Annotated in this window: 14 protein-coding genes; 7 read left to right on the top strand and 7 right to left on the bottom strand. The window is 67.0% G+C overall.

Annotated features, from left to right (window positions below; translation table 11 throughout):
• Positions 1-48: 48 nt before the first annotated feature.
• Positions 49-1,050: a TIGR03557 family F420-dependent LLM class oxidoreductase gene (locus ACYU8W_RS07220; RefSeq protein WP_499467863.1), complete on the top strand. Its 1,002-nt coding sequence runs from the start codon at positions 49-51 to the stop codon at positions 1,048-1,050.
• 55 nt (positions 1,051-1,105) lie between these two features.
• Here ACYU8W_RS07220 and ACYU8W_RS07215 read toward each other — a convergent pair whose 3' ends face one another.
• Positions 1,106-1,816, bottom strand: coding sequence for an alpha/beta fold hydrolase (locus ACYU8W_RS07215; protein ID WP_499467861.1), 711 nt, complete (start codon positions 1,814-1,816; stop codon positions 1,106-1,108).
• A 189-nt stretch (positions 1,817-2,005) separates the two neighbouring features.
• Here ACYU8W_RS07215 and ACYU8W_RS07210 point away from each other — a divergent pair, with 189 nt between their 5' ends.
• Together ACYU8W_RS07210 and ACYU8W_RS07205 are read left to right on the top strand one after the other, a co-directional pair.
• On the top strand, positions 2,006-2,269 hold the full coding sequence (locus ACYU8W_RS07210; RefSeq protein WP_147301300.1) for a hypothetical protein: 264 nt from the start codon (positions 2,006-2,008) through the stop codon (positions 2,267-2,269).
• Between the two features lie 78 nt (positions 2,270-2,347).
• Positions 2,348-3,583 (top strand): APC family permease, encoded by a 1,236-nt coding sequence (locus tag ACYU8W_RS07205; RefSeq protein WP_499467859.1) that lies wholly within the window; start codon positions 2,348-2,350, stop codon positions 3,581-3,583.
• Positions 3,584-3,652: 69 nt separating this feature from the next.
• Here the strand turns inward: ACYU8W_RS07205 and ACYU8W_RS07200 are convergent, their stop codons facing one another.
• Genes ACYU8W_RS07200 through ACYU8W_RS07190 form a run of 3 tightly spaced genes read right to left on the bottom strand, consistent with a single transcriptional unit; the run spans position 3,653 to position 5,657 of the window.
• On the bottom strand, positions 3,653-4,279 hold the full coding sequence (locus ACYU8W_RS07200; protein ID WP_115921868.1) for a DUF3618 domain-containing protein: 627 nt from the start codon (positions 4,277-4,279) through the stop codon (positions 3,653-3,655).
• Entirely contained in the window at positions 4,276-4,839 is a 564-nt protein-coding gene (locus ACYU8W_RS07195) for a phage holin family protein (protein WP_115921869.1), read from the bottom strand. Before ACYU8W_RS07195 ends, ACYU8W_RS07200 begins: the two co-directional genes overlap by 4 nt.
• The gene (locus tag ACYU8W_RS07190) at positions 4,839-5,657 is read right to left on the bottom strand and encodes a hypothetical protein (protein WP_499467858.1); all 819 of its coding nucleotides are present in this window, start codon (positions 5,655-5,657) and stop codon (positions 4,839-4,841) included. The genes ACYU8W_RS07195 and ACYU8W_RS07190 overlap by 1 nt, the downstream gene beginning before the upstream one ends.
• A 285-nt stretch (positions 5,658-5,942) precedes the next feature.
• On the opposite strand from ACYU8W_RS07190, the gene gntA reads away from it, so the two are divergent.
• The 3 genes from gntA (at position 5,943) to ACYU8W_RS07175 (ending at position 8,394) form a co-directional block, all read left to right on the top strand.
• The gene (gene gntA / locus ACYU8W_RS07185; RefSeq protein ID WP_499467856.1) at positions 5,943-6,605 is read left to right on the top strand and encodes a guanitoxin biosynthesis heme-dependent pre-guanitoxin N-hydroxylase GntA; all 663 of its coding nucleotides are present in this window, start codon (positions 5,943-5,945) and stop codon (positions 6,603-6,605) included.
• On the top strand, positions 6,602-7,279 hold the full coding sequence (locus ACYU8W_RS07180; RefSeq protein ID WP_499467855.1) for a DUF1989 domain-containing protein: 678 nt from the start codon (positions 6,602-6,604) through the stop codon (positions 7,277-7,279). Before gntA ends, ACYU8W_RS07180 begins: the two co-directional genes overlap by 4 nt.
• Positions 7,280-7,359: 80 nt before the next feature.
• Complete coding sequence (locus ACYU8W_RS07175) at positions 7,360-8,394, top strand: lactonase family protein (protein ID WP_499467853.1); 1,035 nt, start codon at positions 7,360-7,362, stop codon at positions 8,392-8,394.
• Position 8,395: 1 nt separating this feature from the next.
• Here the strand turns inward: ACYU8W_RS07175 and arfB are convergent, their stop codons facing one another.
• Positions 8,396-8,842 (bottom strand): alternative ribosome rescue aminoacyl-tRNA hydrolase ArfB, encoded by a 447-nt coding sequence (arfB, locus tag ACYU8W_RS07170; RefSeq protein ID WP_499467851.1) that lies wholly within the window; start codon positions 8,840-8,842, stop codon positions 8,396-8,398.
• 77 nt (positions 8,843-8,919) lie between these two features.
• Here arfB and ACYU8W_RS07165 point away from each other — a divergent pair, with 77 nt between their 5' ends.
• Positions 8,920-9,543: a LysE family transporter gene (locus tag ACYU8W_RS07165; protein ID WP_499467849.1), complete on the top strand. Its 624-nt coding sequence runs from the start codon at positions 8,920-8,922 to the stop codon at positions 9,541-9,543.
• 15 nt (positions 9,544-9,558) lie between these two features.
• On the opposite strand, the gene ACYU8W_RS07160 is transcribed toward ACYU8W_RS07165, so the two are convergent.
• Both ACYU8W_RS07160 and ACYU8W_RS07155 read right to left on the bottom strand, forming a co-directional pair.
• Complete coding sequence (locus tag ACYU8W_RS07160; RefSeq protein ID WP_499467847.1) at positions 9,559-10,698, bottom strand: XdhC family protein; 1,140 nt, start codon at positions 10,696-10,698, stop codon at positions 9,559-9,561.
• A complete protein-coding gene (locus ACYU8W_RS07155) occupies positions 10,691-11,272 on the bottom strand; it encodes a nucleotidyltransferase family protein (protein WP_245949981.1) in 582 nt (193 codons plus the stop codon). The genes ACYU8W_RS07160 and ACYU8W_RS07155 overlap by 8 nt, the downstream gene beginning before the upstream one ends.
• Positions 11,273-11,289 lie beyond the last annotated feature (17 nt).

The raw sequence follows: 11,289 nt of genomic DNA, 5'->3' as shown, positions 1-11,289 counted from the left end.
TGCGGTGCCAGTCTGTTCACACCGACCACGACCGACGGAGGCATTGCAATGAAGCGCATCGGCTATTTCCTTTCGTGCGAGGAGTATTCACCCGAGCAGTTGGTCGAGCAGGCACGTCTGGCGCAGGAGGCCGGGTTCGACGCGCTGTGGATCAGCGATCACTTCCACCCGTGGACCGATGCACAGGGCGAGTCGCCGTTCGTGTGGTCGATGATCGGTGCCATCAGCCAGGTCTGTGATCTACCGATCACGACGGCGGTCACCTGCCCGACGGTTCGGATCCATCCCGCGATCATCGCCCAGGCAGCAGCCACCAGTGCCCTGCTCACCGGCGGGCGCTTCACCCTCGGTGTGGGCAGTGGCGAGGCGCTCAACGAGCACATCCTGGGCGACGTCTGGCCGCACGCCGACGTCCGGCTGGACATGCTGGAGGAGGCCGTGGGCCTCATCCGCGAGTTGTGGACCGGCGAGGTGGTGTCACACGAGGGGCCGTACTACACGGTCGACACCGCCCGCATCTATTCCGTGCCGAACAGCCCGCCGCCGATCTACGTGAGTGCGTTCGGTCCGAAGGCGCTCGAGCTCGCGAGCCGCATCGGCGACGGATTCATCACCACGCAGCCCGATGCGGAAAGCGTGAAGAAGTTCCGAAAGGCAAAGGGCGCGAAGGCGCCGACGCAGGCGGGCTTCAAGGTGGCGTGGGGCAAGAACCGGGACGCCGCGATCGATGCCGCCTTCGGGATCTGGCCTAACGCGGCAGTGCCGGGGGAGTTGTCCCAGGTGCTGCCGAGTCCGAAGCACTTCGAGCAGGCTGCGGAGTTGGTGACCCGGGAGAAGTTCGCCGAGAACGGCGCGTTCGGTCCCGATGCCCGCGAGCACGTCCAGGCGTTCGAGCCGTTCGTCGACGCCGGCTTCGACGACATCTACGTCGCGAACATGGGGCCGGACTATCGAGAGATGATCAAGGCGTACGGCACCGATGTATTGCCCGAACTGCGCCGGAAGCGTTCGCCGAAGAAGGCATCTGCGGCCAAGGACAAGAAGAAGTAGGCGGGGAGCCCAGGGCCGAAGCCCCCTGCGTCGGTTGGGTGTGCGGTCCAGCCTCTCACGGGTGCCCGCGGCGAGCGGTGAACGCGGCGATGATCGCGACCAGGTCGCCTGGCATCTGTTGCGGAAGGCCGTGCGCGCCGTCAGGCACGGTGACGACGTCGCCGTTCGCTGCCGCGGCCAGTTCGTCGCACCATCTGCGACTGGAGACCCGGTCGGCAGAACCACGCACGACGAGCACTCGTGTGTGGACGTGGTTCATGACGTCGGACGCCGGGCGTCCGGCTTCGGTGTTGAATCCGGCGAGCACCCGAGGGTTCGAGCGGAGGTAGTCGAACGCGGCCTGAGCGAAGACCCGCGGTGCCTCGGCCGGAACGCCCTTCACCAACGCGCCGACATGGTTGCGCATCCTGGGCCACCGATCATCCGGCGAGGGGGAGACCAGGATGATCGAAGTGACGAGGTCGGCGCGCTGCGCCGCGAGGCGGGCCGCGGTGATGGCCCCGAGGGAATGGCCCACGACGTCGACCGGACCGCGCTCGAGGTGGTCGAGCCAGGCCGCCACATGCTGCGCCTGCGCGTCGGCGTCCATCCGGTGCGGCAATCGCACGCTTCGTCCGCAACCGGGCGGATCGATCACCAGAATCGGTCGATCGAGTGGGTGCCGGTCGAGGAACCAACGGAAGGCGTGCCACGACATCGACAGGCCGGGGATCAATACCAGCGGACGCGTGTGGGGTCGACCGGGTCGCTCCACCCAGGCGGTCATGACGCCATTCACCGGTTCGCGCCGACGAGTCAGCCCCTCGTCACGGATTCGCCTGGCGGGTAATGGGATCGGCATCATCCTGAGTCTGTCACGGAAGGCCACCTGATCGGGGGTGGTGCGGTGACCATCCACATGCAAACGTGGCCGCACCCGGGCGGACTCCCGTTCGCCCTTACCGAGGAGGTTCTCATGACCGACCAGACCGGCAAGCCGAACGACTCCGAGCAGGACGCTGCGACCGATGCAGCGCAGAACGTCGTCGACGACGTGACGTCATACGAATACAGCGGCGATAAGGACCGCATCGAACACAAGCTGGACGAGGGCCTGGACCAGGCCGGTGTCGAACTCGACTCAGCCGAGAAGAAGCGCGTGGCGCAGGACATCGACGCGCTCAAGGACGACGAGGGTGCCGGCACCCCGGACGTCGAGCGGGCACGTCCCAAGGAGTGATTCCGCGGCCCCACGGCGCGGGTTCTGTCATCCTCGTCCCGTGAGTGTCCCTTGGACCAATCGCGTCGAAGGCGTGCGATGACGGCATCCGCACCGCTTGCCCGGCGCTTGGGCACGGCAGATGCGGTGGTCGTCGGACTGTCGGCCATGCTCGGCGCCGGTGTGTTCTCCGCGTACGCGCCCGCGGCCGCGTCCGCAGGTTCGCTGCTGTTGGTCGCTCTCGCGATCGCGGCCTTCGTCGCCTTCTGCAACGCCGTCGCGTCGGCGCAGCTCGCCGCGGTGTATCCCTCGTCGGGCGGCACCTACCTGTTCGGACGCGAGGTGTTGGGGCCTTGGTGGGGGTTCGTCGCAGGGTGGGGTTTCGTCATCGGGAAGACCGCGTCCTGTGCCGCGATGGCGATGACGTTCGCGTACTACCTCTTCCCCGACACCTCAGTGCTGCAACGACTTTCAGCCGCTGTAGCCGTAGTGGCCCTCACCGCTCTGAACCTGCGGGGCATCACCCGGACTGCGGTCGCCGCGAAGGTGCTGGTGACCATCACCGTCCTGGTGCTTGTGTTCTTCGTGGTGCTGGTGGGTACCCGTGAGAGCGTCGTGCCGAACGCCGCTCTTGCGTCCGCCGAGCCCTACGGAGTGCTCCAGGCAGCGGGTCTGCTGTTCTTCGCGTTCGCCGGGTACGCGCGGATCGCGACCCTCGCCGAGGAGGTACGCCGCCCGGAGATGATCGGTCGCGCCATCCTCATCGCCTTCTCAGTGGCGGTCACGTTGTACGCGGTGATCGGCGTGGTGTCGGTGAAGGTGCTCGGGTCATCCCTTGCTGCGGCGGATGCTCCGCTGATGAGCGCGGTGGACGCCGTCGGCGCCTCGTGGGCCGGCCCGATCGTGCGGTGCGGTGCCGTTGCCGCCAGCCTGGGAGCGCTTCTCGCGCTGATCGCAGGGGTTTCCCGGACGATGCTTGCGATGGCGCGCGAGCGTGATCTTCCGAGTCCTTTCGCCACGGTTGACGAGCGGCACCAGGTCCCTGCCGCCGCGGAGATCGCGGTGGGGGGCGTCGTGGTGCTGCTGGTGCTGCTCGCCGACCTGCGGGGAGCCCTCGGCTTCTCGTCGTTCGGGGTGCTCACCTACTACTTCGTGACCAACGCATCCGCTTTTCGTCAGCCTTGCAAGCAACGGCGTTGGCCGCGTGCATTCAACATCCTCGGCATGGCGGGCTGCGCCGTGCTGGTGGCCACGCTGCCCTGGCAAGCGGTCGCACTCGGCGCCCTGGTGCTGGCCGGCGGCGTGCTCGGACGTGCTGCCCTGCGTCGCCCATGACGGCAGCCCTGACGACACCGAGGGCCCACCACCTCGCGGTGAAGGGCCCTCGGTCTCGGCTGAGTTCGATCAGGTCAGCGACGTGTCGTCACGCTGCTGGTGCTGTTGAACGTTGTCCTTCGACTCCTGGGCGCTGTCCTTGACGTCCGTAGCGGCCTGCTGGCCTTCGGACTTCACTGTCTGGGCAGAGTCCTGGGCGGTCTGCTTGACGCTTTCGACTGCGTCCTGCGCCGGCTCTTTGAGGTTCTGAGCCGACTCCTTCGCGAGTGACTGCGCTTCGGACACGACGGGCTGCGCCTTGTCCTTGGCCTGCTGTGCCAGGTCGCGTTCCTTCTGCGACGCCGGCATCAGCGAGCCGACGAGCCAGCCTGCGCCCAACGCGATGAGCCCAGCGGCCAGGGGGTTGCCCTGGGCCTTGCGCTTTGCCTGCTGGGGCAGCTCACCGGCGCGGTCGCCGACATTCGAGACACGATCGCCCACGCCCGGACCGTTACCGGTGTGCTCGTCGCGGAAGTCCTCTGCAGTGCCCATGACCTTGTCCTTCAATCCGGCGGCGGTGCCCGTCACCTTGTCGACCTGGCGGCGGGCGATGTTGCCCGGCGTCACGGCCTCACCAAGGGCGTTGACGTTCTGACTGAGGTTGGAGCGCGTCTGCTGGATTTCCTGACGCAGCTGCTCCGGGTCGTTGTTGCTCATCGGTTGTTCCCCTCATTTCCCTGGAGCGCATCGGGGACCCGCTTGGCGGTGTCGACGGTGCGCGGCATTCCTTTGACGTTCTTGAGCTGTCCCTTGCCCATCGAGGCGAGGATGGCGGCGATGACACCCCAGATGAGGGCGACGATCACCGCGGACCAACCGAGGTTGTCCATGAGATCTCCGAGCGCCCACCACAGGGCGATCGACAGGAAGAACAACGCGTAGTGCACGGCGGCGCCGGCACCCGCGAGCATTCCCGCGCCCTTGCCGGCCTGAGACGCGGACTGCTGGACTTCGGCCTTGGCGAGCGCGACCTCCTGCCGCATGAGCGTGGACATATCCTCGGTGATCTCGCCGATGATGGCGCCGATCGAGGAGACCTCGCCTTTCTCATGCGTGCCGTGTGCACTACGCAGCGGCTCGGCCGGCGGGATTGCGTCAGTCACGTTCTCGTACTGACGGTTGGAGTCGGCAGGACCGTTTCCGTATCCGCTCCCGTACCCGCCGGCACCCTGGCCGGCGGCGTGCGATCCGGTGCCGTTGTCAGGACCGACTGACATCAGCGCAGGTCTTCCGGACGACGCGGCGTGCCATTGCCGAACTGCTGGCCGGGCTCGACCCGAGCACCGTCGACGTACTGCTCCGGCTGGTAGCCGGGGACACCTTCGACGTACTCGGCGTACTGCGGGGCGTCGTGCACATTGTCGGCGTACTGCTCGCCGATGCCGTACTGGCCTGCGGGCGGTGCGTAGCCGGTGGGCTGGTGCGACTGCGGGCGACCGGCGACATACCGGTTCTGACCCGGACCGCCCTGGCCGTAGGAGTCACCGGAGTCGTCGCGCGCCTCATCGGCGATGCCGCGGGTCATCCGACCGGCCACCAAGCCCACGAGTGCGGCTGCGGCCAGGAAGGTGCCCGGACGCTGACGAGCGAAGCGCTTGACCTCATCGACGACGTCGCCCGGCTCACGGTTCTCCATCCAGGTGGCCGCGTCCCGGGCCCGGGTCGACGCCTGACGGGCCAAGTCGGACGCGACGCCGGACTGCTCGCTGCCCTTCGACATTCCGTCGAGTTCGTCTGCGAGAGAGGTGAGTCCGCTCGCCAGGCGCTGCTGCTGCCCGGAGCTCTGACCGCCGAACTCGCTCTTCAATTGATCGATCAGCGTCTTCAACTGGTCGGTGGCCTCGTGCAGGACCTCACCTGCCTGCTGCTGGGCGGTGCCTGCAACATCGGACGCGGACGACTTGGCGTCCTGCGCGACGGACTTGGCTTCACCGGAGGCGACGTCCTTGGTGGGGTTGGGCTGGTCGAGATCGGCTCGGCCCTCCGTGTACTTGATGTCGTGCTGGGGGTTTCCCGGCAGTTCGTGGTCTGACATACCTCGTCCTGACTGTGAGGAGTGTGGGTCCTGAACGCACGGCAGCGTTCGCCGTGACGTGTCAGCGAAGTGCGGAAGTGTCGACCGCACGCATGACCCGGAACGTCTTCGACGGTATGGCGCTCAGCGCGGTTGAAACGGGCTGGCGCTTGTCGGAAGGCGGCGATCGGCGAATTTCACCCCAACGGAGGGTGGATGCAAGTGGCCGTAACACCAGTGGCGCGGGACAGACTGGCGGATCGATCGGGCGAGTGCGCCCGACCCGTTGATGCGAAGGTGCACAAGATGTCCACGACCCACGAATCGGATCGATTGTCAGATCTGGCCGACATGGTCGCCCAACCCGAATATCCCTGTCTGGGAGCGCGATCGGTCTTCCGTCGCGACAACGTCACCAGCATCGACCTCGGCGAACTGGGAGACCCCGCCAGTGCGCGGGACCTCGGAAAGGCGCTTGCCGTCTACGGGCGGTCGGCGGATCCGACCGGTCCGTTCCAGTCCTTCATCGCCACGTTCGACGGACCGGTCATCGACGACGAACGTGCCTTCGAGGATCTGCTCTGGGCCACGCTGCAGCAGTTGCACGACGGGGACGACCTGCCCTGGGCGCGCGGCGTCGGAGCCGACCCGGATGCGGCTCACTTCGCGTTCTCCTACGCCGGCGTGGCGTACTTCGTCGTGGGACTGCACCCGAACTCCTCGAGAGTGGCGCGTCGCGCGCCGAGGCCCTGTCTGGTGTTCAACCTGCACGAGCAGTTCGAGCTGCTTCGCGAGCAGGGTGGCTTCGAACGGATGCGTGACCTGATCAGGGCACGCGATCGAGCCCTGCAAGGATCGGTGAATCCGATGGCGGTCGACCATGGCGACTCCTCCGAAGCACGGCAGTACTCGGGTCGCGCCGTCGAACCCGACTGGCACGCACCCTTCGTCCCCCAGGAGACCCGATGACGACGCAGCACGTTCGCCCGCGCACCCCGAGCCCTGACGCGCACGTCTCGTATGCCGGAGGGGCGGACGCCCCGGCGCCCGGCTTCGAGCGCATCGCGCCACAGACAGGTGTCGGATTCGCCCTGCGAGCGGGGGAGATGCTCACGATCGTCGACCCGTGCGGGGAACAGGTGAGTGACTTCTTTGCCTTCGGTGCAGACGACCACGACGAGTGGTTCTCCACCGGCCGTACCACCGACTACAAGAACTCGATCTACGTCGGTCCGGGAGATCGGTTGTACAGCAACCGTTCTCGGGTCATGGCGACGATCGTCGAGGACACTGTCGGTGTGCACGACATGACGCTCACGCCGTGCAGCCAGGACACGTTCGACCTGCTCTATCCGGAGTTCGAGGGTGCCGAACACCCGAGCTGCTTCGCGAACCTCGTCGGCGCGTTCAACGTGTTCGACATCTCGTCCGACCGCATCTGCACGACGCTGAACGTGTTCATGGACGTATGGACCGACCTCGACGGCGAACTGCACATCGACCCGCCGCCGACGATGGCGGGCGACCGACTGACGCTGCGCGCTGAGATGGATCTCGTGGTGGGCCTGACCGCATGCTCGGCGGAGAAGTCGAACAACGGCAACTGCACCCCGATCGACTACCGCATCGACCGGCCCTGCTGACCTGTCAGGACCCGCGGGGCCGGTCATCGCGGACGCAGGCCCCAGGCATACAGCCACTCTCTCGTGCTTAGGGTTGAGACATGAGTGACCTCGCCCATGATCTCGTGCTGATCGCCAACGCCGGCGACGGCACCATCTCGACCCTGCGGATGGAGCGCCGCGAAGAACCCCGGCTCGAAATGATCGCGACCTCGGTGGCCGGGCAGGGGTGCAGTACCTTCGCGATCGACGCCGAGCGCGATCTGGTCTTCGCCGCGTACAAGGGTGAGCCGGCGGGGATCGTCACGTTGAAGCTCGACCGCACGACCGGTGAGTTGCACCCGGTCTCCCGCCGCGACGTCGACGCGTCGATGACCTACCTCGCCTTGGACGCATCGCGTTCATTCCTGCTCGGTGCGTCCTACGGCGGTGGCTTCGGTGAGGTGTGGCCGGTCGGGAACGAGGGTGATCTGGGAGAAGCCACCGCACATGTCGAGTTTGCGAACCTGCATTGCGTGGTCCCCGATCGCGGACACGCCTACTTCGTCTCGCTGGGCGATGATCTGATCGCGCAGTACGACCTGGGTGAGGACGGAACGCTCACCCCGCTCGACCCGGCGACCATCGCCCAACCGGACGGCAGCGGACCACGCCACCTGATCATCCACGACGAGAACGCCTACCTGATCACCGAGTTCTCCGGTGAGGTCATCCGCCATGACGTCGGCGCCGACGGCTCGCTCGCCCCGGCGGAGTCGGTGAGCATCGTCGATCCGTCAGCAGGCTTGAAACACAGTCGATTCGGCGCCGATCCCACACAGGAGGGTCTGGTGTGGGGAGCGGACGTGCACCGTGCCGGTCGCTGGATCATCGGCTCCGAGCGCAGCGCGTCCACCCTCGCGACGGTCGCACTGGATGCTGCCGGACACCTCGGCGAGGTCGCGGACTTCGCACCGACCGAGACTCGTCCGCGTGGGTTCGCCGTCACGGACGACGGGCAGTTCGTGATCGCGGTGGGGGAGAAGTCCACCGCCGCCGCGCTGTCCCGCGTGGAGGACGACGGCCGGCTGACCGTTCTTGCGAGGGTAGGTATCGGACGCGGCGCGAACTGGGTGCGCATCATCGCCGGCCACTGAGTCAGTCGTCCGCTGCGGGGCGGGCGCGGTCGTTCTTGATCTCGCCACGTCGACGCTTCGCAGCCAGGCGCCGCCGCTGCGATCCACGGGTCGGACGTGTGGCTCGACGCTGCGGGGGAGCAGGTGCGAGTGCCTCGCGCAGAATCTCGGCCAGTCGCTCTCTGGCCGCCGTCCGGTTGCGCCGCTGGGAACGGTGTTCTGATGCGTCGATGGTGATCGTCGTGCCGACGAGTCGCTCCGACAGACGACTCAGCACGCGCTCGCGCTGCCGGTCGTTGAAGGCGGAACTGGCTGCGAGGTCCAAGCTCAGCTGCACCCGAGAATCGGTCGTGTTGACGCCCTGACCTCCCGGGCCTGAGCTGCGGGAGAAGCGTTCGAGCAGTTCGCCCGACGGCACGATCAACCCGCCCGGGATACCCGGTCCGGGGGGCACATGCAGTTCCGACACCCGTGCATTCTCGCGTGTCGTCTCAGCACTGTGAACGCTCGTGCGCGGTCACGTCGACCATCTCTATCCTTCGACCCATGTCGTGGTCGGTCTGGCTGACCCTGGTGGCGGCCGGGGCTCTCATCTCGTTCACTCCCGGTGCGGGGGCGATCAACACCATGTCGAACTCGCTGACATCCGGGTGGAGTCGTTCCATCTGGGGAATCCTCGGACAACAGATCGCCCTGGTGATCCACATCGCGATCGTTGCCGCCGGTGTCGGAGTCATCGTCGCCGAGTCGCCGTTGATGTTCGACGTCATTCGGTACGCGGGAGCTGCTTATCTGTTGTATCTCGGTGTGCGGCAATGGCGTTCACGTACGGCGGACACCGAAGAGACCGATCGGGCGCAGGCGATCGAGCCGCGCTGGTCGATGATGCGCCGTGGTTTGTTGGTCAATCTGACCAACCCCAAGGCGATCGTCTTCTTCCTGGCCTTCATGCCGCAGTTCATCCGGCCGGAGAACACGCTGCTGCCCCAGTACACGGTGCTCGGCGTGACCGTCGTCGTCATCGACGTGCTGGTGATGTGGTTCTTCTTCGCCGTTGCTGCGCGGGGCCTGCAACGACTCACCCGCAGCGCTCGGGGTCAGCGACGGTTGAACCGGCTGTTCGGCGGTCTCTTCGTCGGAGTCGGCGCGATGCTGGCGACGATCCGCTGACTCATCGGGGCGCGGTCAGTGCCGGTCATGGTGGATCGGCCCGCCCCGCTCGGACAACCGTCCGCCGTCGCCACCCCATCGCAGCGAGATGATCTCGGCCGCGATCGACACGGCAGTCTCTTCCGGAGTGCGCGCACCGAGGTCGAGGCCGATCGGGCTCGACATGCGGGCCAGTTCCTGATCGGACAGTCCTTCCCCGCGTAACCGTTCGAGCCGGTCGTCGTGAGTTCTGCGCGAACCCATGGCCCCGATGTAGGCGACCGACGGCAATCGGAGCGCGACCGACAGCACAGGCACATCGAACTTCGGGTCGTGTGTGATCACGGCGATCACCGTCTGCTCATCGACGGCTCCGGACTCTGCTTGGTCTGTGAGGTAGCGATGCGGCCAGTCGACGACCACTTCGTCCGCGTCGGGGAACCTGGCGGACGTGGCGAAGACCGGGCGTGCGTCGCAGACCGTCACCCGGTAGCCCAGGAAACTGCCCATTCGCGCGACCGCCGCCGCGAAGTCGATGGCGCCGAAAACCAGCATGCGCGGCTTCGGGGCGAAGGACTGCACGAACACCCGCATTCCTTCGCCGCGGCGCTGTCCGTCGGGACCGTAGGCAAGGGTGTCGGAACGTCCGCCGGCCAGCATGCCGAGGGCATCGTCCACGACCGCTGAGTCGGCCCGGTCCGAGCCGAGGGTTCCTGTGTGAGAAGCGGATCCGTCGTCCGCCGGACGCAGGATGACGCGTCGACCGACGCGATCGGGGTCGTCGTGTTCGACGATCGTCGCGGTGGCGACCGGGCGCTGTGCCTCGATGTCGCCTGCGACCTCTGCCAGTTCGGGGAAGGAGGCGGGGGAGAGCCGTTCGACGAAAACGTCGAGGATACCCCCACAGGTCAGTCCCGCAGCGAACGCGTCGTCGTCACTGACCCCGTACCGCTGCAGCACCGGCGTTCCCGACTCGAGTACTTCGCGGCTGAGTTCGTAGAGCGCGCCCTCCACGCAACCACCCGACACAGAGCCGGTGACCCGGTCGTCAGACGCGACGAGCATCGTGGCACCGGCCGGTCTGGGGGCGGACTGCCAGGTTGCGACCACCGTTGCGACAGCAACCGATTCACCTGCGGTCCAGCGCCGCAACAAATCGGGCAGGACGTCACGCACGGTCGAACTCCTGGGGTGAGTCGACGGGTGTGTCGACGTCCCGGCCGGTCGCCAGGTGGCCGCACTCGACCAGGTTGTGCGGGGTGGACACGAAGAGCGCGCGTGCACCCTGATCACCGGTCGCCACGTCGGCGGCTGCCGCCCAGTGGGTCCGTCCGATGATGACGGGATGGCCCGGAACGCCGTCATAGGTGGCCCGGACAAGCACATCGCGTGGGTCTGTCGCGGCCGCGGTCAGCACCCGAGCGACGACGCGGGCGTCGACGTCCGGCAGATCGACGAGCGTGATCAGTGCAGCGTCGACATCTCGGGTCGAGCACGCGTCCAGGCCTGTACGCAGCGACGCGCCCATGCCTTCCTGCCAGTGCTGAGCCACCACTACATCCACCTCGGGTATCAGCGCGGCTGCCTCGTCCGCTCCGGCACCAAGGACCGCGACCACGTCGTCGCAGCCACCTGCTCGAACCGCATCCACCGTGCGCTGCAGCCACGACCCGTCGGCGTCGTGGACCAGAGCCTTCGGCATTCCCATCCGTTCGCCACGACCGGCGGCGAGCACGATCGCAGCTATCACCACGGTGACCTGTGGCG

The sequence above is a fragment of the Yimella radicis genome (assembly GCF_054778255.1).
Note: the sequence above shows the minus strand (reverse complement) of the source record. Positions and strands in the feature narration are given on the sequence as shown.